Here is a 20,956-nt window from a genome sequence, read left to right on the forward strand (position 1 = left end):
TCGTACGCCGAAGCACGCCCAGATGGTGCCGCCTGAGAGGATCGGCTCCGACATGGCGAACCTCATCAACCTCGAGCGCGTCTCGAAGTCCTACGGCGTCCGGCCGCTGCTCGACGACGTCTCCCTCGGCATCTCCGTGGGGGAGCGGGTCGGCGTCGTCGGCCGCAACGGCGACGGCAAGACCACGCTGCTCGAGGTGATGACCGGGATCGAGCAGCCCGACGCGGGCCGTGTCTCGCGCACCCGTGGCGTCGAGATCGGCTTCCTCCACCAGGGCGACGAGCTCGTCGACAGCCACAGCGTCCGCGAGGCGGTGCTCGGTGGTCGCGAGGACCATGAGTGGGCGGCCGACGCGACGACCCGGCAGGTCGTCGAGGAGCTGCTCGCGGGCGTCACCCTCGACCGGGCCGTCGTCGGGCTGTCGGGCGGCGAACGCCGACGCTGCGCGCTGGCCGCGCTGCTGCTCTCGCGCCACGACCTGATCGTCCTCGACGAGCCGACCAACCACCTCGACGTCGAGGCCGTCGCGTGGCTCGCCGCCCACCTCATCAGCCTGCCGAGCGCGCTGATCGTGGTGACCCACGACCGGTGGTTCCTCGACGAGGTCTGCCAGACGACGTGGGAGGTGCACGACGGCGCGGTCGACTCCTACGAGGGCGGTTACGCCGCGTTCGTGCTCGCGAAGGCCGAGCGCTCACGCCAGGCCGCCGCCTCGGAGACGCGCCGGGCCAACCTCGCCCGCAAGGAGCTCGCCTGGCTGCGACGCGGCCCGCCGGCGCGTACGTCGAAGCCGAAGTTCCGCATCGACGCGGCCAACGCCCTCATCGACGACGTACCGCCACCGCGCGACCGGATGGAGCTCCAGCGCTTCGCCAGCCAGCGGCTCGGCAAGGACGTCGTCGACATCGAGGACGTCGACCTCGCACGCGGCGACAAGGTGCTGCTCGACCACGCCACCTGGCGGATCGGCCCGGGCGACCGCATCGGGATCGTCGGCGTCAATGGAGCGGGCAAGACCTCGCTGCTGTCGCTGATCTCCGGTGCGCTGCCGCCCGATGTCGGGCGGGTCAAGCACGGCCGGACGATCGCGATGCAGCACCTCACGCAGGCGCTCGACGACGTCGACCCGGAGGGCCGCGTGCTGCCGACGGTCGAGGCGATCCGACGCGTGACGAAGACGCTCGACGGCCAGGAGATCACCGCGACGTCGATGCTCGAGCGCTTCGGCTTCACCGGAGACCGGCTGACCGCGCGGCTCGGCGACCTGTCCGGTGGCGAGCGGCGACGCTTCCAGCTGCTCAAGCTGCTGCTCACCGAGCCCAATGTGCTGCTGCTCGACGAGCCGACCAACGACCTCGACATCGACACCCTCAACGTCCTCGAGGACTTCCTCGACGGCTGGCCCGGCACGCTCATCGTGGTCTCGCACGACCGCTACTTCCTCGAGCGGGTCACCGACTCCGTCTGGGCGCTGCTCGGCGACGGACAGGTGTCGATGCTCCCGCGCGGGGTGGACGAGTACCTCGAACGACGCGCTGCCTCGGCCGCCGTGGGTGGCGGCACATCGCAGGTCTCGACGCCGTCCGATGGCAATGTGCCGCCACCCCCCACCAAGGCGCGCGCCGGGTCGGCCGAGGACCGCGCCACCCGCAAGGTGCTGGCCCGCGTGGAGAAGCAGCTCGAGCGGATCGCCGCCCGCGAGGCGGAGCTCCACGCCGAGATGGAGGCGAACCTCAGCGACTACGACCTGCTCGCCCGCGTCGGCAACCAGCTCGGCGAGCTCGCCGCCGAGAAGGACGAGCTCGAGATGGAGTGGCTCGAGGCGTCCGAGGCCGTCGAGTAGGGCTCAGCTGAAGGGCGCGAGCAGCGAGCGCAGCAGGCCGGCCAGCTGGGTGCGCTGCTTGTCCGGCAGGTCGGCGAGCAGGTCGGCCTCGGCCGCGAGGAGGGCCTCGAACGCACCGTCGACGGCCGCCTTGCCCTCGACCGTGAGCCGCACCAGCACGCCGCGGCGGTCCTTCGGGTCCGGCAGGCGCTCGACGAGGCCGCGCGCGGCGAGCCGGTCGACCCGGTTGGTCATGGTGCCGCTGGTCACGAGGGTCTCGCGGAGCAGGCGACCGGGGGAGAGCTCGTACGGCGACCCGGCCCGGCGCAGTGCGGCGAGCACGTCGAACTCCCACGACTCGATGCCGTGCGCGGTGAATGCATCGCGCCGGGCGAGGTCGAGGTGGCGGGCCAGCCGGCTGATCCGCGAGAAGACCTCGACGGGCGCGAGGTCGAGGTCGCCGCGTTCGCGCCCCCAGGCCTCGACCAGGTCGTCCACCTCGTCCCGCATGCCGGCCATCCTGCCAGACGACCGCTTCGGTCGAGAATCTTGACATCGAGAGAGATGTGACGGAGGGTGAGTTATCTCGACATCAAGACACATTCCCGTCCCCATCGACGGGTAGTCCGCAGCAAAAGGCCGGTGGTCGAAGCCTCTTCACCAGCTATTTGCAGCGGACTACCGTCCGGGGGTGTGGACACCAGCCTGAGGAGGAGCACCACATGAGCCACACCTGGGACCCCGACCGCTACCTGGCGTACGCCGACGAGCGCGGGAGGCCGTTCGTCGACCTGCTCGCCCGGGTGCCTGCCGAGGCGCCGAAGGTCGTGGTCGACCTCGGCTGCGGCCCCGGCAACCTGACATCGCTCCTCGCCGACCGGTGGCGCGGTGCGCAGGTCACCGGCATCGACAGCAGCCCCGAGATGATCGCGGCCGCGGCACAGATCGACGGCATCCGGTGGGAGGTCGCCGACCTGCGCGACTGGGCGACGCCCGATCCGCTGGCACTCCGCGCGCCGGTCGACGTGCTGGTCTCCAACGCCACCCTCCAGTGGCTGCCCGAGCACCTCGACCTCCTGCCCGGCCTCATCGACCGGGTCGCACCCGGCGGCTGGTTCGCCTTCCAGGTCCCCGGCAACTTCGACGAGCCGAGCCACACCACCCGCACCGAGCTCGCCGCCCGCGAGCCGTACGCCGAGCACACCCGCGGTGCCCGGGTGCCGACGAGCCACGGCCCCGACGACTACGCCCGCCTCCTGCTGGACCTCGGCTGCGAGGTCGACGCGTGGGAGACGACGTACCTTCACGTGCTCTCCGGGCCCGACCCGGTCTTCGACTGGGTCTCCGGCACCGGCGCGCGCCCGACGCTCCAGGCGCTGCCCGACGACCTGCGTCCGCTGTTCGAGGAGGAGTTCCGTGCGCTGCTGCGCGAGGCCTACCCGGCAGACTCCTCCGGCCGCGTGATCCTGCCGTTCCGCCGGATCTTCGTCGTGGCGCGCAAGCCGCTCGCGCAGCCGGTGAGCGCATGATGCGGCTCCACCACGTGCAGGTCGCCTGCCCGCCCGGTGGCGAGGACGCCGCGCGCCGGTTCTACGCCGACGGGCTCGGGATGACGGAGGTCGACAAGCCCGTCGACCTCGTGGCCCGCGGCGGGTGCTGGTTCCGGGCGTACGACGACGCGGGTGCCGTCGCTGCCGAGCTGCACGTGGGCGTCGAGGACCCGTTCGCGCCGGCCCGAAAGGCGCACCCGGCCTTCGTCCTGGACGACCTCGGCGCCTTCGACGAGGTGGCCGCCCGACTGCGGGACCTCGGCTTCGAGGTCGACGAGAGCCAGCGCGGCACCTTCCCCGGGCACGTCCGGTTCCACACCTCCGACGCCCACGGAAATCAGGTCGAGGTCCTCGCGGTCTCTGCCTAGCATCGCCGCATGCACCTGCTGCTGATCCTCGGACCTCCCGCTGTGGGCAAGATGACGGTCGGGCGGGCGGTGGCCAAGCGGTCGGACTACAAGCTCTTCCACAACCACCACACGATCGAGCTGCTGCTCGACGTCTTCGACTACGGCACACCGCCCTTCAGGACCCTCAACACCGAATTCCGCCGGCGCCTGCTCGAGGAGGCCGCGACCGCAGGCACGGACCTCGTCTTCACGTTCGTGATGGGGATGGACGAGCAGGCCGAGGCCGACTACCTCGAGCGGCTGGTGGAGCCGTACGACGGCCACGTCGCCGTCGTCGAGCTGGTCGCCGACCTCGACACCCGGTTGGTGCGCAACCGCACCGAGCACCGGCTCGCGGAGAAGAAGTCCAAGCGCGACGTCGACTGGTCGGACAACAACGTGCGCGAGCTGGAGGCCGACTACCGGATGACCGCCGAGCCCGGGCGGGACGCACCGGGGGAGCGGCTGCTCGCACGGTGGCCGCACCTCGCCATCGACAACACCGAGCTCTCGGCGGACGAGACGGCTGACCGCATCCTCGCGTGGCTCGTTACCGACGGGTAACGTACGCGGCATGCCTGCCGTCCTGGACCTCTGGAAGAAGACCTCCGCGCTGCCCCTGGGCACGAGGATCTTCTCGCTCGCCTTCAGCCAGAAGGCGCCCTACTTCGCCACCATCCGACCGCGGTTCACCATGCTCGAGCCCGATCGCGCCGAGCTGGTGATCACCAAGCGCCGGCGGGTGCACAACCACATCGGCACGGTCCACGCGATCGCGCTGTGCAACGGCCTCGAGGCCGCGATGGGCGCGCTCGCCGAGGCGACGATCCCCCGCGACCGCCGCTGGATCCCCAAGGGCATGGAGGTCGCCTACACGGCCAAGGCCGACTCCGACGTCACCTGCATCGCCGAGACCGACCCGGAGCAGTGGACGCAGGAGATCGGTGAGGGGTACGACCTCCCGGTCCGCGTGCGCGGTGTCCGCGCCGACGGGACCGTGGTGGTCGAGGGCACCATCACCCTCTACGTGTCCGCGAAGCGCTGATCAGTTGGTGATCGGACCGGGCTGGGCCGACTGCTCTCCCACCGCCGCCACCTGGAGCACCTTCTTCTCGCCCACGAAGCGCTTCTGGACCCAGGTGGCGATCGCGGTGAGGAGCAGGTTGACCACGATGTAGACCGCGGCGATCACGAGGTAGACCGGCACGTGGTTCTGGAACTCGAGGTAGATCGGCCGCGCGACAGCGGTCAGGCCGGGGGCGGCGATGGCGTAGCCGAGGCTGGTGTCCTTCAGCGTCACCACGCACTGGCTGATGATCGCCGGGATCATGATCTTGACCGCCTGAGGCAGCAGCACGATCCAGATCACCTGGCTCTTGCGCATGCCGATGGCGTACGCCGCCTCGGACTGGCCCTTCGGGACGGCGAGCAGCCCGGCGCGGAACACCTCGGCCAGCACGGCCCCGTTGTAGAGCGTCAGGGCCCACACCACGCACCAGAACGGTCCGGTCGTGCCGTTGTAGATGCCGTAGATGGAGAAGAAGAAGATCATCAGCATCAGCACGGGCACCGCGCGGAAGAACTCCACGATCGCCCAGCTGGGCCCCCGGATGATCTGGTGGTCGGAGATCTTGCCGATGCCCAGCACGAGGCCCAGGACCATCGCGCCGACGATCGCGGCGCCGGCCATCTGGAGGGTGTCGACGAGGCCACCGAGGATGAACTCGACGTAGGCGGGGGTCACGAAGACCTCCCACTTGTCACCGGCGAACTGGCCGCGCTCGTTGAGCCGGAACGCGACAAGGCCCACCGCGGCCAGGAGGACGGCCAGCGTCACCACGGTGTAGATGCGGTGGCGCTGGATGGTCTTCGGCCCGGGGGCGTCGAAGAGGACGCTCTGATTCATGCGATCCTCCACTTGCGCTCGAAGCGGTTGCTGATCAGCGAGACCAGCTCGACGAGCACCACGAAGATGCCGGCGAAGACCGCGAGCAGCCACCAGCGGTCACCGGGGTTGGCGTCGAGCAGCTGCTTGAGGGCGTACGCCGCCTCGAGCACCAGCACGCTCAGCGCGACCGTCGTGTTCTTGAGCAGCGCGATCTGGGTGCTGGCCAGGGGCGGGAGCCCGGCGCGGATGGCCTGGGGGAGCACGACGTTGCGCATCACCCCGGAGAACGGGAGACCGATGGCGCGGGCCGCCTCGGCCTGGCCGATCGGCACGGCGTTGACGCCCGAGCGCAGCGCCTCGCAGACGAAGGTGGCGGTGTAGAGGGTGAGGCCGACGACGGCGCCCGCGAAGGCGTTGGTCATCCGGATGTCACCCCAACCGGTGGGGATGATGATGCGGACGAACTGGAAGTTGATGCCGATCTTGGGCGCCGCGATCGAGAAGAACAGCAGGATCAGCAGCAGCGGCGTGTTGCGCACGAGCACCACGTAGGTGGCCGCCGCACGGCGCATCACCGCGATCGGTCCGACGCGCATGGCGACCAGCAGCGTGCCGAGCAGGAGCGAGCCGATGGAGGCGAAGACGAACAACAGGATCGTGGTGGCGAAGCTGATGACGATCAGCTGGTAGTTGTCGGTGATGGCGTCCATGCGGCTCCTCTCATGACGTGTCGGGCGGCGCGGTCAGCGCGGTGGGTTCGGGACCGTCGGGCCCACCGGGGCGGCCATGGGCCGCCCCGGCAGGTCCGTCACGATCACTCGCAGGAGTCGAGCTCCGGCGGGTCCGGCGTCTCGCTGCCCGACGCGCCGAGGGTCTCCTCGAACGCGGCCTCCCAGTCGCCGTTGTCGTACGACTCCTGGAGCACGTCGGTGATCCACTGGCACATCTCGGGGGCGTCGGGGCTGTAGCCGATGCCGATGCGCTCCTCGGAGAACTCCTCGCCGACGACCTTCAGCTCACCGTCGTACTGGGCGGCGAGGCCCAGCAGGATCGAGCCGTCGGTCGACATGGCCGGCACGGAGCCGTCGGCGACCTGCTCGGCGCAGATGCTGTAGGTGTCGGCCGGGACGCCGACGGCGCCGGCGGCGGTGACGTTCTCCAGCGACGTCGAACCCGACGCGGAGCACACCTCCTCGCCCTTGAGGTCCTCGATCGACTCGACGTCGCTGTCGGCGGGCACGAGGACCTGCTGACCGGTCAGGAAGTAGGGACCGGCCTGGCCGACGATCTCGCGGCGCTCGTCGGTGATGGAGTACGACGCGGCGACCAGGTCGACGCGGCCCGTCTCGAGGTAGGGCTCGCGGTTGTCGGAGATGGTCTCCTCGTAGTTCACCGCGTCCGTGTCGTCGGGGTCGATGCAGAGGTCGGCCACGAGCAGCTTGGCGATCGAGACGTCGAAGCCGGAGGGCAGCTCGTCGGTGCCGCCCTTGAAGCCCAGACCGGGCTGGTCGAAGCGCACGCCCACGTTGATCGCACCGGCCTCGGCGAGCTCGGCCATGCGCGAGCCCTCCTCGAACTTGCCGTCGCAGTCGCTGGCGGCCTCGGGGGCGGCCGCGCCCTCGCCGCCTTCCTCGCCCGCGTCACCGCATGCAGCCAGTGAGAACGCGAGGGCCGTGACGGCCAGTGCCGCCTTGGTCCTGGTGAATCGCATTGCTTCTCCTTCTGTCCCGAGCCGAAGTGTCTTCGGCCCCCGTTGGGTTTGGATGGATCAGTGCTTGAGGATCTTGCCGAGGAAGTCCTTGGCGCGATCCGAGGACGGGTTGGTGAAGAACTCCTCGGGGGTGTTCTCCTCGACGATGGCGCCGTCCGCCATGAAGATCACGCGGTCGGCCGCGGTGCGGGCGAACCCCATCTCGTGGGTGACGACGACCATCGTCATGCCCTGCTGGGCGAGGTCGACCATGACGTCGAGGACCTCCTTGATCATCTCCGGGTCGAGGGCCGAGGTCGGCTCGTCGAAGAGCATCACCTTCGGCTCCATCGCCAGCGCGCGGGCGATCGCCACGCGCTGCTGCTGGCCGCCGGAGAGCTGGGCGGGGTACTTCTCGGCCTGATGGCCGACGCCGACGCGGTCGAGGAGCTCGCGTGCCTTCTTCTCCGCCGTCTCCTTCTTCATCCCGCGGACCTTGATCGGACCGAGGGTGACGTTCTCGAGGATCGTCTTGTGGGCGAAGAGGTTGAAGCTCTGGAAGACCATCCCGACCTCGGCCCGCAGTGCGGCGAGGGCCTTGCCCTCCTGCGGCAGCGGCTGGCCGTCGAGGGTGATCGTGCCCTCGTCGATCGTCTCGAGACGGTTGATCGTGCGGCACAGGGTCGACTTGCCCGATCCCGACGGACCGATGACCACGACGACCTCGCCGCGCGTGACGGTGAGGTCGATGTCCTTGAGGGCGTGGAGCTGGCCGAAGTGCTTCTGCACGTCGCTCAGCACGACGAGCGGCTCGCCCTTGCCGGCGCTGACAGGGACGGTCTCCTGCGCGGTCATAGGCGCAACCTATCGGCAGGTGGCCCGTTCGGGCCATCACACATGGCCCGGACTGACCATCACAGAGTGGTGACGATTCCCGCCTCGGGATCCCACCGCCGCAGCGTGGTCAGGGTGAGCATGGCGTCGTCGTGGCCGAGGACCTCCAGGGCTGCGGGTACGTCGACCCGCCTGACGCGACGGGCCAGGGTGACGTGCGGCAGCCAGCCGGCGTGCTGCACCGCGAGGCCGGAGCGCAGGTCGAGCACGGCCCGGACGAGCTCGTCGGGCACGTCGAGCAGGCGGACCAGCGAGACCTTGGCCCCGCCGAGGAGCGCGATGCCGCCAGTCCCGACCTCCACGGGCAGCAGCGGCGCGACGAGCTCACGCGCCCGCTGCTCGTCGTCGGCGCCCAGCGATGGTGCGGCGACCACCGTGGCGTGCGGGCTGTTGGTGGTGCCGCGGTGGTCCAGCTGGGAGGGAAGTCCCGCGTCGCTCAGGGCCTGCCAGTCACGACGTACGACGTCACAGCCGGCGTCGTCCGGCAGCAGCTCGATCGCGTGCAGTCGCGGCATGCGGTGAGCCTAGATCGGGAGCGAGCACGAGCCGCTCGGCGACCTCGACCACCTCGTAGTCGCAGGTGAGCACGGAGCGGACGATGCGCTGCCGGGGGAGCACCACGCCCCTGCGCTCGCGGTGGTGCTCCTTGCCGTCGACGCCGAACACCCGCTCCCACGCGGTCCACTCGACCGAGTAGACGTGGGGTTCATCGGAGCTCATGACGTGCCCGATCCGACGACGCCAACCAGGCTGCCCGTGCGCGGCCGCGCGACGAGGAATGCTGCGAGACAGGCGAGCGTGACGACGGACGGGGTGCGCACTGGACCTCCCGAGCGGGTAGAGCGAACCGTTTGTTACCTTCCTGTTGATCTAACGTGGAGAATGTGGAGAAGTTACGACGGCGCTCCCGGAGATCTGGCCAGCGGTCTGGTCAGCGACCTGTGCGGCGGGCGACGCGGCGGCCGTGGGTGGCACGCGACGCTGCGGTCGAGGAGGCGTCGAACACCCGCACCCAGTCGACCTGGGCGGTGTCGGCCATCTCGTCGGCCGTCAGCTCGGCGAGCTCGTAGTCCGAGGTGAGGTTCGACAGGACGAGGTACTGCTGCGCCTGCGACACCGCCTCGGCCTCGCGGTAGTACTCCCGACCGTCGACGCGGAAGACGTACTCGGTGGGGGTCCACTCGACGGAGAACACGTGGAACTCGTCCCACCAGTCGTTCTTCCTGGCCAGCACACGCCGGGCGGCCGGGACGGGGTCACCGAGGCTGACCTTGTTCCAGCCGCCCTGGTAGTAGTGGATGCTCGAGCTGATGGTCTCCGTGCCCCGGCCGTTCTCGCCGAAGAACTCCATCACGTCGATCTCGGTCCCCGCGGCAGGTTGGCCGTCGGCGTACGTCGTGCCGTTGGGCAGCATCCAGAAGCCCGAGTGCATGCCCTTCGCGCGCTGCGGCTTGATGCGTGCGGCGACGATGCCGTGCTGGAAGAAGCGGGTGTGCTCCGTCGCCACCTGGCTGTTGAGGAGGTAGGGGCTCGTTCCCGAGACGGTTCCGGCGGCGCGGGTGGACGTGTAGCTGCACGGGGTGCCTGCGAGCGCCGGGTCGAGGGCGACGCCGAGGCGCAGCACGCCGTTGCTCACGCGACGCGCGCTGGGGTCGACGCGGGCGCAGGTGCGGGGCGCGTAGACGCTCTCGTGCTCACGCTTCTGGTCGTTCCAGACCGACGTGTCCAGAGCGGTGCCGGAGAACGTGTCCTCGAAGCTCGGCTCCCAGCGGGAGGTGGTGACGCGGCCGGTGACCCACGTGCGGCCGTCGGAGGTGGTGCGCGCACGGTAGGTGCCGGCGCTGGGGGCGAAGGCTGCCGAGCCCCAGGCGTCCTCGACGGTGGTGGCGACGGTCCGCCAGCCGTTGCGGGTCTGCCGCTCGAGGGTCACCCGCTGGCCGGGCGAGGCCGGGGTGAAGGTGGCGACCAGCGCGCCCTTCTCGGACGGCGCCGCGGGGGACGTCCCGGGCTGGACGATCGGCGGCAGGGAGGCGAGCGTTCCGCGGACCTCGACCTGGCGTGCCACCCGTGGGCGGTGCTCGACCGCATCCGCCCGCCCGAGACCGATCGACAGCAACAGGATGGTGACAAGCACGCCCAGTGCCCCGCGTGCGGCACGCCGGACCCTCAGGTGCACGCGGGCGTCTGCGGACGAGAAGACCTCGAGGATGCTCACGGCGTGTCTCCTGTGCTGGATCCGTGGTGGGGGAGCGGGCGCGATCTACGCGTGTTGTGGGGTATTTGTTGATCGCAGTAGGAACCTTGTGTCGAAGTAACAGCGAAATCCGAGGAATCTTGATGTTCGCCCTCGATGGACTACGTCGTCTAGTCACAACGGGCCATGCGGATGTCTCCGGACGACCCATCTCGACGGCCTGGGCCCACCACGCGGTGGGAGCGCGTCCCTCCGAGCCGCAGGACGCCGGGATTCCTGCGGCACCTCGCGCGGCCGTACCCTTGGACCCGCCATGAGCACCCTTTTCGACAGCGCCGCCGACGCCCCCGCGCGCACCTACGAGGTCAAGACCCACGGGTGCCAGATGAACGTCCACGACTCCGAGCGCCTCGCCGGGCTGCTGGAGGACGCCGGCTACGTCCGGGCGGACTCGGGGCAGGCCGACGTCGTCGTGCTCAACACCTGCGCTGTCCGGGAGAACGCGGACAACAAGCTCTACGGCAACCTGGGCCAGCTCGCCTCGGTGAAGGCCGCGACGCCCGGCATGCAGATCGCCGTCGGCGGCTGCCTGGCGCAGAAGGACCGCGAGACGATCACGTCGCGCGCGCCGTGGGTCGACGTCGTCTTCGGCACCCACAACATCGGCTCGCTGCCGGTGCTGCTCGAGCGGGCGCGGTTCGCCGAGGAGGCGCAGGTCGAGATCCTCGAGTCCCTGTCGGTCTTCCCCTCGACGCTGCCGACGCGGCGCGAGTCGGCGTACGCCGCCTGGGTGTCGGTGTCGGTCGGGTGCAACAACACCTGCACGTTCTGCATCGTCCCGGCGCTGCGCGGCAAGGAGAAGGACCGCCGGCCGGGCGAGATCCTTGCCGAGATCGAGGCGCTCGTGGCCGAGGGAGTCACGGAAATCACCCTGCTGGGGCAGAACGTGAATGCGTACGGCGTCGAGTTCGGCGACCGGCAGGCCTTCTCCAAGCTGCTGCGCGCGTGCGGCGGCGTCGAGGGTCTCGAGCGGGTCCGCTTCACCTCACCCCACCCGGCCGAGTTCACCGACGACGTCATCGAGGCGATGGCGGAGACGCCCAACGTCATGCCGTCGCTCCACATGCCGCTGCAGTCCGGCTCCGACAAGGTCCTGCGAGACATGCGCCGGTCCTACCGCCAGTCGAAGTACCTCGGGATCATCGACCGCGTGCGGGCCGCGATCCCGGACGCCGCGATCACGACCGACATCATCGTCGGCTTCCCCGGTGAGACCGAGGAGGACTTCCAAGCCACGCTCGACGTCGTACGAGCCGCGCGCTTCTCGTCGGCCTTCACCTTCCAGTACTCCAAGCGCCCCGGCACGCCCGCCGCGACGCTCGACGACCAGGTCCCGCCCGACGTGGTCAAGGACCGCTACCTCCGCCTCGCCGCGGTGGTGGACGAGGTCGCGTGGACAGAAGGCAAGGCGGTCGTCGGCCGCACCGTCGAGCTGATGGTGTCCGAGGGCGAGGGCCGCAAGGACATCGAGACCAAGCGACTCTCCGGCCGCGCTCCCGACAACCGCCTCGTCCACTTCGCCGCGGACTTCTCCTCGGTGCCCGAGTCCTCCGTGCGCCCGGGCGACATGGTGACGGTCTCGGTGACGTACGCCGCCCCCCACCACCTGGTCGCCGACGGCCCGATCCACTCCGTCCGCCGCACCCGTGCGGGGGACGCGTGGGAGCGGCGTACGTCGTCTTCCTCCGCGCCGACCGGCGTGGGGCTCGGGATGCCGACCGTCGGGGTGCCCGCGCCCCTGCCGCCGGCTGCCGCCTGCGGCTGACCCCCTGTCGGAGTCCCCGCCTGAGCGGGGACTCATGCACGATCGTGGAGCTTTCGAGCCGGCTCCCGGCTCAGGACTTCCACGATCCCTTCGTCCACAGATCGGTCCAGACGGGTCGCGCGCCACGTCGCGACGTCCGATCGTGGGGGAGTGGACCCCTTGGCCGACCTGCTCGCCTCGCAGGACGGCGTCGTCTCGCGGAGCCAAGCCATCGGCGTCGGTCTTCAGCCCCACGACGTACGCCGTCTCGTGCGCCGCCGTGACCTGACGCCGCTGTTCCCCGGTGTGTTCATCGACCACACGGGTGTCCCGACGTGGGTGCAGCGGGCTTGGGCGGGGGTCCTCGCGTGCGCGGCCCCGGGTGGAGCCTCCGGCAGCGACCTGGGTGCGGCCCTCGCCGGAGCCTCCGCGATGCGCGCTGCGGACGGACCGGGGCGAGCGGGGTCCGAGGACGGACCGATCACGGTCGCTGTCCCACGCACGCGCCGCGTGGTCGCACCCCGGGGCGTCCGGGTCGTGAGGACCTTCGGCATGGAGGACCGGGTCCAGTGGAACCTCGGGCCGCCGCGCATGCGCTACGACGAAGCCGCCCTGGATGTCGCACTGCAGGAGACGGGCGACTTCGCCGCCATCGGCGCTGTCTCGCGAGCCGTGCAGAGCAGGCACACCACGGCACTCCGCATGGTCGCCGCGCTGGATGCTCGCACGAGAGCTCCGCGGCGGGACTTCCTCGCCGGCGTCCTGAGAGACGTAGCAGCGGGGAGCTGCTCGGTCCTCGAGCACGGGTTCCTGACGTTGGTCGAGCGACCGCACGGCCTGCCGCCCGCCCAGCGCCAGAAGCGTGTCGGCACCGCCAGCGGCATCGTCTACCGCGACGCGGCCTACGGAGAAAGGCTGATCGAGCTCGACGGTCGGTTGTGGCACGACACGGCGGAGCAGCGCGACAAGGACTTCGAACGGGACCTCGATGCTGCAGTCGCCGGGCAGGGCACCGTACGACTCACGTGGGGGCAGGTCTACGAACGGCCGTGCTCGACGGCAGCGAAGCTCTCCCGTCTTCTCGAGGTGGACGGTTGGCCGGCGGCTCGCCCGTGTGGTTCCGGATGCGCCGTCGCCGACGCGGCCTGACAGCCATTGTGGAAGATCCGAGCCGGCATCCGGCTCGGAACTTCCACGATCCTGCATGAGTCCCCGCACAGGCGGGGAGTCCGACAACGAGAAGGTCAGGCCGGAGGCTCCGGCGACCCGTCCTCGGCCTCCTGGCCGGCCTCCGGCGACTCGGCCGTCGTGTCGGCCTCCGCATCGTCCGCCTCGCCCTCGGGGGCCTGCGACTTGTCGTCGGGCTCCGAGATCTCGTCGGGCAGCACGTCGTCGACCGCGGGGTTGTCCTCCGGGGTCAGGTCGCGGCCCAGGCCGTTGTCCTCCGGGTCGTCGGCGATCGCGTCCACGCCGCCCGGGTAGAGCTCCGGGTCCTCGGTGACCGGGGTCGGCATCGGGCTCAGCTCTTCGTTGCTCATCGGGTTCCCTCCCACAGGTTGGTTCGTTCGATCGTGCCGCGCGGGTCATGAACTGACCACCCCCGAGGGGCGGGGCCAGCCCGGACTCAGAACCCGAACGTCAGGTAGACGGCGCCGGACGACAGGTGCGCGAGGGCGCACGCCTCGTGCGGCACCATCGGCTCCGGCAGCGCCGAGAGCGGGAACCACTCGATCGCAGCGGCCTTGTCGGGCTCCACGACGCGGGGAGTCCCGGTCCACGACCGCGCGGTGAAGAACCAGTCGACGCGCTCGTCGATCGGCTCGCCGTGCTGGGTGCGCTGCATGGTGAACTCGAGGTCGAGCGAGACGTCGGTGACGCCGAGCTCCTCGAGCGCCTCGCGGCGCGCGGCGTCGTACGCCGTCTCGCCGCGCTCGACGTGCCCGGCCGCGGCGGCTGCCCAGTGGCCGTCCATGTAGGGCGTGCCCTGCCGCAGCTGGAGCAGCACCTCGGTCCCCGCGTCGCCCTCGCGCAGGAGGTAGACGTAGGACGCCGGGACGAGCACGAAGCGGTCGGTCACGCGGCCGACCCTAGGGCCGTCAGGGTGCGGGGGTGGCCGGCGGGATGTCGTCGTTCTTGCCGTCGAGGTTGTCGAGGGCGTCGCGGGCCTTGCCGGTGGCCTGGTCGATCTTGTCGGCGTGCTTGCCGCCGGTCTTCTCGTTCGCGAACTTGCCGGCCTTGTCGATGCCGTCGGCGATCTTGTCGCCGTGCTGGTCGACCGCGTCGGTGAGCTTGGCCTTCGCCTTGTCCAGGAAACTCATCAGGGTCCTCCTCGAGGAACGCCGGCCCACCCCGACGGGTGAGGACTCCGGTGCCGCCGACAGTAGCCAAGAGGAGACAATGTGCCCATGCCCCAGCCGATCGTCGCCCTCGTCGGCGCGACCGCATCCGGCAAGACCGGGCTCAGCCTCGACCTCGCCGAGCGCCTCGGCGGGGAGGTGGTCAACACCGACGCGATGCAGGTCTACCGCGGCATGGACATCGGCACGGCGAAGCTGCCGGTCGCCGAACGCCGCGGGGTCCCGCACCACCTGCTCGACATCCTCGACGTCACCGAGCCCGCCACCGTCGCGCACTTCCAGGGGTGGGCCCGCTCGTCGATCGCGGACATCCGCGGCCACGGCGCGACGCCGGTGCTCGTGGGTGGATCGGCGCTCTACACCCGGGCGATCGTCGATCGCTTCGAGTTCCCCGGCACCGACGAGTCGCTGCGCCGTGAGCTGGAGGCGGAGCTCGAGCGGATCGGCGGGCCTGCCCTCCATGCCCGGCTCGAGGGCGTCGACCCGGCCGCCGCCGCGCAGATCGAGCCCGACAACGGGCGCCGCACGGTCCGCGCCCTCGAGGTCATCGCCCTGACCGGCCGCCCCTACGGCGCCGGCATGCCGCGCCTGGAGTACGCCGACCCGCTGACCGTCCAGATCGGCGTCGACATCGACCGCCCGACGCTCGACGAGCGGATCGCCCGGCGGGTGGACGAGATGTTCGCCGCCGGCTTCGTCGAGGAGGTCGAGGCCCTCCTCGACCGCGGCCTCGCGGACGGGCTCACCTCGCAGCGGGCCATCGGCTACCGCGAGGTCATCGGCTTCCTCACCGGCGACCGGACGCTGGCCGAGGCGATCGAGCAGACCAAGACCGGCACCCGCCGGTTCTCGCGACGCCAGGACGGCTGGTTCCGCAAGGACCCGCGCATCGTCTGGGTCGCGCACGACGACCCCGACCGTGTGGCGAAGGCGGTCGGGGCGATCGAGTCGCTCAGCTGACCCGCGCCAGCGGTCGTACGACTCCGGCCCGGGCCGGGCGCGCGGCGTCGGCGGCGCCGAGGTCGGCGGCCTCCCGGATCCAGGTGGCGATGTCGGCCTCGCTGCGGCCCCGCACGTCGGCGTACCTGGTCAGCTTCGTCGGCTTGATGCCGCAGAACTCCATCGTCCGGCCCTTGACCTGCTTGACCGTCGAGTCGCCGACGAACGGGAGGTACCACCCCGGCGAGTCCGAGGTGACCGCGAGCCGCCCGGTCCGGCCGGCGAGCAGGCCCTCCGGCATGCCGTTCTCCTTGTAGCGGAAGGCCCAGCCGCGCTCGAGCGTGCGGTCGAAGAAGCCCTTCAGCAGCGCGGGCACCGACCCCCACCACAGGGGCGTGAAGACCGCGACGTGGTCGGCCCACTCGAGCAGCTCCTGTGCCCGGACCAGGTCGGGCTCGAGGTCCTGCGGCGTGCGGTAGCCGGTGCGCAGGGTGAGGTCGAAGTCGAGGTCGCGCAGCACGAGCGCGACCGCGTCGTCGCCCGCGCCGGCGGTGTACGACGCGGCGAGCTGGGCGGTGAGGGAGGCGGGGTCGGGGTGACCGTCGATGACGAGGATGCGGGCCATGGGAGCTCCTAAGTAGACACTGTCAAGAATGTGGACAACGCCCAGATTGGAGTAGGATGTTGCTCATGTCAAGATCTGTCGGCGGATACCACCACGGGAATCTCCAGGCCGCGCTCGAGGACGCCGCCCTCGACCTGCTCGAGACGACCTCGGCGCCGAAGATCAGCCTCCGCGAGGTCGCCCGTCGCGCCGGCGTCAGCCACAACGCGCCCTACCACCACTTCGGCGACCGGGCGGCGCTGCTGAGCGCGCTCGGCGTGCGGGGGATGGCCGCCCTGCTCGCGGCGCAGGAGGAGGCAGTGGCGTCCGCAGCCGGCCCCGTCGAGCGGGTGCGCGCGCTCGGCCTCGCCTACATCCGGTACGCCGCCGCGCACCCGCAGACGTTCGCGCTGGTCTTCGACCCCGACTACTGCGCGGCCGGCTCCCCGAGCGCGGAGATGGCGCCGTTGATCGCCCGCAACGAGGACCTGCTCGGCGGTGAGGTGGCCGCCCTCGTGCAGGAGCCCGGCTGGGAGGGGCGGGACGTGATGGCCCTGTCGGCGGCGCTGTGGTCGACCGTCCACGGGATGGCCCAGCTGATCATGCTGGGGCACCTGCCGCTCGAGGCGGCGGAGCCGGCGCTCGACGCCCTCGTGCGCTAGACGGCAATCTCGATCAAGCGCACTGTCGGTGGCCGGTGTCAGGGTGGGTCGATGGCGACGATCTACTACACCGGCTGCACCCTCGACGGCTTCATCGCGACCGACGACCACTCCCTCGACTGGCTGACCTCGCGCGACATCGACATGGACGGCCCGATGGCCTACCCCGGCTTCAGCGAGCGCACGGGCGCGTGCGTGATGGGAGCCAACACCTGGCAGTGGATCCTCGACCACGACGACGACCCGTGGGGTCCGAAGCCGACGTGGGTGGTCACGCACCGCGACTTCGCACCGAGCAAGCAGGTCCGCTTCACCGACGCTGCCGTCGCCGACGTGCACGCAGAGATGACCGAGGTCGCCGACGGCAAGGACCTCTGGATCGTCGGTGGTGGCGAGCTCGTGGGGCAGTTCCACGACCTCGGCCTGCTCGACGAGGTGTGGGTCCAGTTCGCGCCGGTGACGATCGGCAGCGGCGCTCCGGTGCTCCCGCGCCACGTCGAGCTGCGGCTGGAGGAGACCGCGCGCAACCTCGACTTCATGTGCGGGCGCTACAGCGTCGTCCGCTGAGACACCCTCGGGAGGGCGTGGACAGCCCGCGCGGACTGGGGGCAGGGTGGACGGACCATCTCTCGGGAGGACCCCCATGCACCTGCGTACGTCCCTCGCCGCCGTCACCGCGACAGGCCTCATCACCGGACTCGTGCTCGCGACCCCCACGGGCGCGACCGGAGCCCAGCCGCCCGGCGCGCCTGACCAGCGGCCCACGGCCAAGATCCCGATCGCGATCGGCACGGGTGGCGCCGTCACGACCGTCGACCCCGAGGCCAGCGCGGCCGGCCTCAAGGTGCTGAAGGCCGGTGGCAACGCGGTCGACGCCGCCGTCGCCGCGGCCGCGACGCTCGGCGTGACCGAGCCCTACAGCGCCGGCATCGGCGGTGGCGGCTACTTCGTCTACTACAACGCCAAGACCGGCAAGGTCCGCACGCTCGACGGTCGCGAGACCGCGCCCAACAAGATGCCGCAGGACGCCTTCATCGACCCGGCGACCGGCAAGCCGTACACCTTCACGCCCGACCTGGTCACCAGCGGCGTCAGCGTCGGCACTCCCGGCACCCTCGCGACGTGGGACAAGGCCCTGGCCAACTGGGGCACCTTCTCGCTCGGCGAGGCACTCGCCCCGGCGACCAAGGTCGCGACGCGCGGGTTCAAGGTCGACGACACCTTCCGCCAGCAGACCCTGGACAACGAGGAGCGGTTCCGCGCCTTCAAGGACACCAAGAAGCTGTTCCTCCGCGGCGGCGACGCCCCCGCGGTGGGCTCGATCTTCCGCAACCCCGACCTCGCCGAGACCTACCGGCTGATCGCGGAGAAGGGCACGTCCGCGTTCTACCGCGGCCCGCTCGCACGGCTGATGTCCGACGTGGTCCGCAAGCCCCGGACCACGAAGAACACCGAGCTGCCGACGCCGAAGGGCTACCTCACGCCGCGCGACCTGCGCGACTACAAGGTGCGCTCGCAGCGCGCGAGCAGGACGAGCTACCGCGGCCACGACGTCTACGGCATGGCGCCGTCGTCGTCCGGCGGCACCACCGTCGGTGAGGCGCTCAACATCCTGGAGCGCTACGACCTCGGCTCGATGACGCCCGAGGCCGCGCTCCACCACTACCTCGAGGCGAGCGCGCTCGCCTTCGCCGACCGCGGGAAGTACGTCGGTGACCCGGCCTTCGTCGACGTGCCGGTCAAGCGGCTGCTCGACGACACCTTCGCCGCCGAGCGCGCCTGCTCGCTGAACCCGGCCAAGGCCGCGACCAAGCCGGTCGCCGCCGGTGACGTGACGTCGTACGACGGTGTGTGCGGTCCGGCGACCGCGAAGGGCACGACCGACGCCGACACCGAGAACATCTCCACCACCAACCTCACCGTCGCCGACAGGTGGGGCAACGTCGTCGAGTACACGCTCACCATCGAGCAGACCGGCGGCTCCGGCATCACGGTGCCGGGCCACGGCTTCCTGCTCAACAACGAGCTGACCGACTTCTCCACGGTGTACGACGCCGCCGACCCGAACCGGATCCAGCCGGGCAAGCGGCCGCGCAGCTCCATGTCGCCGACGATCGTGCTCAAGGACGGCAAGCCGTTCCTCGCGCTCGGCTCGCCCGGCGGCTCGACGATCATCACCACCGTCCTGCAGATGCTGGTCAACCGGATCGACCTCGGCATGACCCTCGAGGAGGCTATCGCGGCGCCGCGTGCGAGTCAGCGCAACACCGCGAGCGTCACCGCGGAGCCGGCCTTCATCACCGCCTCCGGGCCCGCCCTCACTGCGCTCGGCCACACCCTCGCGCCGGCGGGCGACGCGTTCACCAGCGCCTCCGAGATCGGTGCCGCGACGGCCATCGAGTTCGGCCCGCGCAAGCTGCTGACCGCGGTCGCCGAGCCGAGCCGGCGCGGCAAGGGGTCCGCGAAGGTGGTCGACCCGCAGTAGGACTTCGTCGGGGTGGCTCGCTCTGCCACAATCGCAGGGTGAGCTACCTCTTCCTCAAGGGCCACGGCACGGAGAACGACTTCGTGGTGCTGCCCGACGCCGACGGCACGGTCCACGGTGACCTGTCCGCCGAGCGCGTCCGCGCGCTCTGCGACCGGCGCGCGGGCATCGGTGGCGACGGTGTGTTGCGGGCCGTCCGCCGCGACGGTGGCTGGTTCATGGACTACCGCAACTCCGACGGCTCGGTCAGCGAGATGTGCGGCAACGGGATTCGGGTGTTCGCGCGCTACCTGCACGAGCGCGAGGGCGAGCCCTTCCCGATGAAGATCCACACCCGCGACGGCATCAAGGTCCTCGACCGCACCGGCGACGACTTCACCGCCGACATGGGCGCGCCGGAGGTCTTCGGCGAGACCGAGGTGACCGTCACGGGCCGGAGCTACCCGGCCGCGCACGTCTCGATGGGCAACCCGCACGCCGTCGTGTTCGTCGACAACCTCGCCGAGGCCGGTGCCCTCGACGAGGAGCCCGAGCACGACGACTCGATCTACCCCGACGGCGTCAACGTCGAGTTCGTCGCACGTCGTGGCGAGCACCACGTCGCCATGCGGGTGCACGAGCGCGGCTCGGGCGAGACCCGGTCCTGCGGAACCGGCGCCTGCGCCGTCGCGGTGGCCACCTCGCTGGTCGACGACGCACCCCGCGGTACGCCGTACCGCATCGACGTCCCCGGCGGCACGCTCACCGTCGTGTGGACCGAGGAGGATCGCGTCCTGCTCAGCGGGCCGGCCGTGCTGGTGGCCGAGGGCCTGACGGACCTCTGAGGTCGAGTGCGCTCCCGGTAGTAGCCGCCGCGTAGCCGAGCACTCGACCCTTCTACGATCCTCCGCATGGACATCACCGGATCCTCCGCCATCGTCACCGGCGGCGCGAGCGGCATCGGTGCCGCCGTCGCGCGCGCCCTCGCCGCCAGGGGCGCCGTCGTGGTCGTCGCCGACCTCAACGCCGAGAAGGGCGAGGCGCTGGCCGCCGAGATCAACGGCGTCTTCGCCTCCGTCGACGTGACGAGGACCGACCAGGTCGCCGCCGCCGTCGAAGCCGCCGCCGAGATCGCCCCGCTGCGCGCGTGCGTCAACTCCGCCGGCATCGGCTGGGCCCAGCGCACGATCGGCCGCGACGGGCTGCTCGAGCAGGCCCACGACCTCGACGCCTTCCGCAAGGTCGTCGAGATCAACCTGATCGGCACCTTCGACATGACCCGCCAGGCCGCGACGGTGATGAGCCGCAACGAGCCCGACGAGGACGGCCAACGCGGCGCGATCGTCAACCTCGCCTCGGTCGCCGCCTTCGACGGGCAGATCGGCCAGGCCTCCTACTCCGCGTCCAAGGGCGGCGTCGTCGGGATGACCCTCCCGGTCGCCCGCGACCTGTCGGCTGCCGGCATCCGCCTCAACACCGTCGCGCCCGGGCTGATCGACACCCCGATCTACGACGCGTTCCCCGACCCCGCCGAGTTCAAGGCCAACCTCGGGCAGAACGTGCTCTTCCCCAAGCGGCTCGGGCATGCCGAGGAGCTCGCCAGCATGGTGGTGGAGTGCCTCACCAACTCCTACATGAACGGCGAGACGATCCGCGTCGACGGCGGCATCCGGATGCCACCGAAGTGACCGCGCCATCG

The 20,956-nt window shown here is 70.8% G+C and carries 25 protein-coding genes; 13 read left to right on the top strand and 12 right to left on the bottom strand.

The window, feature by feature from the left end; genetic code table 11:
• The first annotated feature begins 52 nt into the window (after window positions 1-52).
• Window positions 53-1,843, top strand: coding sequence for an ABC-F family ATP-binding cassette domain-containing protein (locus EUA06_RS05695; RefSeq protein ID WP_129474050.1), 1,791 nt, complete (start codon window positions 53-55; stop codon window positions 1,841-1,843).
• A gap of 3 nt (window positions 1,844-1,846) precedes the next feature.
• Here EUA06_RS05695 and EUA06_RS05700 read toward each other — a convergent pair whose 3' ends face one another.
• The gene (locus tag EUA06_RS05700; protein ID WP_129474051.1) at window positions 1,847-2,332 is read right to left on the bottom strand and encodes a MarR family winged helix-turn-helix transcriptional regulator; all 486 of its coding nucleotides are present in this window, start codon (window positions 2,330-2,332) and stop codon (window positions 1,847-1,849) included.
• A gap of 212 nt (window positions 2,333-2,544) precedes the next feature.
• On the opposite strand from EUA06_RS05700, the gene EUA06_RS05705 reads away from it, so the two are divergent.
• Genes EUA06_RS05705 through EUA06_RS05720 form a run of 4 tightly spaced genes read left to right on the top strand, consistent with a single transcriptional unit; the run spans window position 2,545 to window position 4,806 of the window.
• A complete protein-coding gene (locus tag EUA06_RS05705; RefSeq protein WP_129474052.1) occupies window positions 2,545-3,351 on the top strand; it encodes a trans-aconitate 2-methyltransferase in 807 nt (268 codons plus the stop codon).
• Entirely contained in the window at window positions 3,348-3,740 is a 393-nt protein-coding gene (locus EUA06_RS05710; protein WP_242497984.1) for a VOC family protein, read from the top strand. The genes EUA06_RS05705 and EUA06_RS05710 overlap by 4 nt, the downstream gene beginning before the upstream one ends.
• Before the next feature lie 9 nt (window positions 3,741-3,749).
• Window positions 3,750-4,325: an ATP-binding protein gene (locus tag EUA06_RS05715; RefSeq protein ID WP_129474053.1), complete on the top strand. Its 576-nt coding sequence runs from the start codon at window positions 3,750-3,752 to the stop codon at window positions 4,323-4,325.
• 10 nt (window positions 4,326-4,335) lie between these two features.
• On the top strand, window positions 4,336-4,806 hold the full coding sequence (locus EUA06_RS05720) for a hotdog fold domain-containing protein (protein WP_129474054.1): 471 nt from the start codon (window positions 4,336-4,338) through the stop codon (window positions 4,804-4,806).
• On the opposite strand, the gene EUA06_RS05725 is transcribed toward EUA06_RS05720, so the two are convergent.
• From EUA06_RS05725 to EUA06_RS23200, 7 genes are all read right to left on the bottom strand, one after another.
• The gene (locus EUA06_RS05725) at window positions 4,807-5,667 is read right to left on the bottom strand and encodes an amino acid ABC transporter permease (protein WP_129474055.1); all 861 of its coding nucleotides are present in this window, start codon (window positions 5,665-5,667) and stop codon (window positions 4,807-4,809) included.
• Complete coding sequence (locus tag EUA06_RS05730) at window positions 5,664-6,359, bottom strand: amino acid ABC transporter permease (RefSeq protein WP_129474056.1); 696 nt, start codon at window positions 6,357-6,359, stop codon at window positions 5,664-5,666. Before EUA06_RS05730 ends, EUA06_RS05725 begins: the two co-directional genes overlap by 4 nt.
• 104 nt (window positions 6,360-6,463) lie before the next feature.
• Window positions 6,464-7,360, bottom strand: coding sequence for a glutamate ABC transporter substrate-binding protein (locus EUA06_RS05735; RefSeq protein WP_129474057.1), 897 nt, complete (start codon window positions 7,358-7,360; stop codon window positions 6,464-6,466).
• A 57-nt stretch (window positions 7,361-7,417) separates the two neighbouring features.
• Window positions 7,418-8,194 (bottom strand): amino acid ABC transporter ATP-binding protein, encoded by a 777-nt coding sequence (locus EUA06_RS05740; RefSeq protein ID WP_129474058.1) that lies wholly within the window; start codon window positions 8,192-8,194, stop codon window positions 7,418-7,420.
• Window positions 8,195-8,253: 59 nt separating this feature from the next.
• On the bottom strand, window positions 8,254-8,748 hold the full coding sequence (locus EUA06_RS05745) for a 2'-5' RNA ligase family protein (protein WP_129474059.1): 495 nt from the start codon (window positions 8,746-8,748) through the stop codon (window positions 8,254-8,256).
• Entirely contained in the window at window positions 8,699-8,953 is a 255-nt protein-coding gene (locus EUA06_RS05750; protein WP_129474060.1) for a hypothetical protein, read from the bottom strand. Before EUA06_RS05750 ends, EUA06_RS05745 begins: the two co-directional genes overlap by 50 nt.
• A gap of 211 nt (window positions 8,954-9,164) precedes the next feature.
• A complete protein-coding gene (locus tag EUA06_RS23200) occupies window positions 9,165-10,448 on the bottom strand; it encodes a glycoside hydrolase family 16 protein (RefSeq protein WP_129474061.1) in 1,284 nt (427 codons plus the stop codon).
• A gap of 292 nt (window positions 10,449-10,740) precedes the next feature.
• Here EUA06_RS23200 and miaB point away from each other — a divergent pair, with 292 nt between their 5' ends.
• Together miaB and EUA06_RS05765 are read left to right on the top strand one after the other, a co-directional pair.
• Window positions 10,741-12,252, top strand: a complete 1,512-nt coding sequence (gene miaB, locus EUA06_RS05760) for a tRNA (N6-isopentenyl adenosine(37)-C2)-methylthiotransferase MiaB (protein ID WP_129474062.1) — start codon at window positions 10,741-10,743, stop codon at window positions 12,250-12,252.
• 150 nt (window positions 12,253-12,402) lie between these two features.
• A complete protein-coding gene (locus tag EUA06_RS05765; RefSeq protein WP_129474063.1) occupies window positions 12,403-13,380 on the top strand; it encodes a hypothetical protein in 978 nt (325 codons plus the stop codon).
• 95 nt (window positions 13,381-13,475) lie between these two features.
• Here EUA06_RS05765 and EUA06_RS05770 read toward each other — a convergent pair whose 3' ends face one another.
• The 3 genes from EUA06_RS05770 to EUA06_RS05780 all read right to left on the bottom strand — a co-directional run bounded on the left by EUA06_RS05770 (window position 13,476) and on the right by EUA06_RS05780 (window position 14,549).
• A complete protein-coding gene (locus EUA06_RS05770; RefSeq protein WP_129474064.1) occupies window positions 13,476-13,769 on the bottom strand; it encodes a hypothetical protein in 294 nt (97 codons plus the stop codon).
• Between the two features lie 86 nt (window positions 13,770-13,855).
• On the bottom strand, window positions 13,856-14,308 hold the full coding sequence (locus EUA06_RS05775; protein ID WP_129474065.1) for an NUDIX hydrolase: 453 nt from the start codon (window positions 14,306-14,308) through the stop codon (window positions 13,856-13,858).
• Between the two features lie 19 nt (window positions 14,309-14,327).
• Complete coding sequence (locus tag EUA06_RS05780) at window positions 14,328-14,549, bottom strand: antitoxin (protein WP_129474066.1); 222 nt, start codon at window positions 14,547-14,549, stop codon at window positions 14,328-14,330.
• 87 nt (window positions 14,550-14,636) lie between these two features.
• Here EUA06_RS05780 and miaA point away from each other — a divergent pair, with 87 nt between their 5' ends.
• Entirely contained in the window at window positions 14,637-15,548 is a 912-nt protein-coding gene (miaA, locus tag EUA06_RS05785; RefSeq protein ID WP_129474067.1) for a tRNA (adenosine(37)-N6)-dimethylallyltransferase MiaA, read from the top strand.
• Here the strand turns inward: miaA and EUA06_RS05790 are convergent.
• On the bottom strand, window positions 15,541-16,152 hold the full coding sequence (locus EUA06_RS05790; RefSeq protein ID WP_129474068.1) for an NAD(P)H-dependent oxidoreductase: 612 nt from the start codon (window positions 16,150-16,152) through the stop codon (window positions 15,541-15,543). The two genes, miaA and EUA06_RS05790, sit on opposite strands and share 8 nt — an antisense overlap.
• Window positions 16,153-16,217: 65 nt before the next feature.
• Here EUA06_RS05790 and EUA06_RS05795 point away from each other — a divergent pair, with 65 nt between their 5' ends.
• The 5 genes from EUA06_RS05795 (at window position 16,218) to EUA06_RS05815 (ending at window position 20,945) form a co-directional block, all read left to right on the top strand.
• Window positions 16,218-16,793, top strand: a complete 576-nt coding sequence (locus tag EUA06_RS05795) for a TetR/AcrR family transcriptional regulator (RefSeq protein ID WP_165354274.1) — start codon at window positions 16,218-16,220, stop codon at window positions 16,791-16,793.
• Window positions 16,794-16,844: 51 nt separating this feature from the next.
• Entirely contained in the window at window positions 16,845-17,360 is a 516-nt protein-coding gene (locus EUA06_RS05800) for a dihydrofolate reductase family protein (RefSeq protein WP_129474070.1), read from the top strand.
• 76 nt (window positions 17,361-17,436) lie between these two features.
• Window positions 17,437-19,278, top strand: coding sequence for a gamma-glutamyltransferase (ggt, locus tag EUA06_RS05805; RefSeq protein WP_129474071.1), 1,842 nt, complete (start codon window positions 17,437-17,439; stop codon window positions 19,276-19,278).
• A gap of 38 nt (window positions 19,279-19,316) precedes the next feature.
• Window positions 19,317-20,102: a diaminopimelate epimerase gene (gene dapF / locus EUA06_RS05810; RefSeq protein WP_129474072.1), complete on the top strand. Its 786-nt coding sequence runs from the start codon at window positions 19,317-19,319 to the stop codon at window positions 20,100-20,102.
• A 66-nt stretch (window positions 20,103-20,168) separates the two neighbouring features.
• Window positions 20,169-20,945 (top strand): SDR family oxidoreductase, encoded by a 777-nt coding sequence (locus EUA06_RS05815; RefSeq protein ID WP_129474073.1) that lies wholly within the window; start codon window positions 20,169-20,171, stop codon window positions 20,943-20,945.
• Window positions 20,946-20,956 lie beyond the last annotated feature (11 nt).

Origin of the sequence: Nocardioides glacieisoli (assembly GCF_004137245.1) — a bacterium.
In the GTDB taxonomy this organism is placed as follows: Bacteria; Actinomycetota; Actinomycetes; order Propionibacteriales; family Nocardioidaceae; genus Nocardioides; species Nocardioides glacieisoli.

What these genes read in the sequence shown, in the direction of transcription:
- EUA06_RS05695 (WP_129474050.1), top strand. Translation starts at nt 53, where the DNA reads ATGGCGAACCTCATCAACCTCGAGCGCGTCTCGAAGTCCTACGGCGTC.
- EUA06_RS05700 (WP_129474051.1), bottom strand. Translation starts at nt 2,332, where the DNA reads ATGCGGGACGAGGTGGACGACCTGGTCGAGGCCTGGGGGCGCGAACGC.
- EUA06_RS05705 (WP_129474052.1), top strand. Translation starts at nt 2,545, where the DNA reads ATGAGCCACACCTGGGACCCCGACCGCTACCTGGCGTACGCCGACGAG.
- EUA06_RS05710 (WP_242497984.1), top strand. Translation starts at nt 3,348, where the DNA reads ATGATGCGGCTCCACCACGTGCAGGTCGCCTGCCCGCCCGGTGGCGAG.
- EUA06_RS05715 (WP_129474053.1), top strand. Translation starts at nt 3,750, where the DNA reads ATGCACCTGCTGCTGATCCTCGGACCTCCCGCTGTGGGCAAGATGACG.
- EUA06_RS05720 (WP_129474054.1), top strand. Translation starts at nt 4,336, where the DNA reads ATGCCTGCCGTCCTGGACCTCTGGAAGAAGACCTCCGCGCTGCCCCTG.
- EUA06_RS05725 (WP_129474055.1), bottom strand. Translation starts at nt 5,667, where the DNA reads ATGAATCAGAGCGTCCTCTTCGACGCCCCCGGGCCGAAGACCATCCAG.
- EUA06_RS05730 (WP_129474056.1), bottom strand. Translation starts at nt 6,359, where the DNA reads ATGGACGCCATCACCGACAACTACCAGCTGATCGTCATCAGCTTCGCC.
- EUA06_RS05735 (WP_129474057.1), bottom strand. Translation starts at nt 7,360, where the DNA reads ATGCGATTCACCAGGACCAAGGCGGCACTGGCCGTCACGGCCCTCGCG.
- EUA06_RS05740 (WP_129474058.1), bottom strand. Translation starts at nt 8,194, where the DNA reads ATGACCGCGCAGGAGACCGTCCCTGTCAGCGCCGGCAAGGGCGAGCCG.
- EUA06_RS05745 (WP_129474059.1), bottom strand. Translation starts at nt 8,748, where the DNA reads ATGCCGCGACTGCACGCGATCGAGCTGCTGCCGGACGACGCCGGCTGT.
- EUA06_RS05750 (WP_129474060.1), bottom strand. Translation starts at nt 8,953, where the DNA reads ATGAGCTCCGATGAACCCCACGTCTACTCGGTCGAGTGGACCGCGTGG.
- miaB (WP_129474062.1), top strand. Translation starts at nt 10,741, where the DNA reads ATGAGCACCCTTTTCGACAGCGCCGCCGACGCCCCCGCGCGCACCTAC.
- EUA06_RS05770 (WP_129474064.1), bottom strand. Translation starts at nt 13,769, where the DNA reads ATGAGCAACGAAGAGCTGAGCCCGATGCCGACCCCGGTCACCGAGGAC.
- EUA06_RS05780 (WP_129474066.1), bottom strand. Translation starts at nt 14,549, where the DNA reads ATGAGTTTCCTGGACAAGGCGAAGGCCAAGCTCACCGACGCGGTCGAC.
- miaA (WP_129474067.1), top strand. Translation starts at nt 14,637, where the DNA reads ATGCCCCAGCCGATCGTCGCCCTCGTCGGCGCGACCGCATCCGGCAAG.
- EUA06_RS05790 (WP_129474068.1), bottom strand. Translation starts at nt 16,152, where the DNA reads ATGGCCCGCATCCTCGTCATCGACGGTCACCCCGACCCCGCCTCCCTC.
- EUA06_RS05795 (WP_165354274.1), top strand. Translation starts at nt 16,218, where the DNA reads ATGTCAAGATCTGTCGGCGGATACCACCACGGGAATCTCCAGGCCGCG.
- EUA06_RS05800 (WP_129474070.1), top strand. Translation starts at nt 16,845, where the DNA reads ATGGCGACGATCTACTACACCGGCTGCACCCTCGACGGCTTCATCGCG.
- ggt (WP_129474071.1), top strand. Translation starts at nt 17,437, where the DNA reads ATGCACCTGCGTACGTCCCTCGCCGCCGTCACCGCGACAGGCCTCATC.
- EUA06_RS05815 (WP_129474073.1), top strand. Translation starts at nt 20,169, where the DNA reads ATGGACATCACCGGATCCTCCGCCATCGTCACCGGCGGCGCGAGCGGC.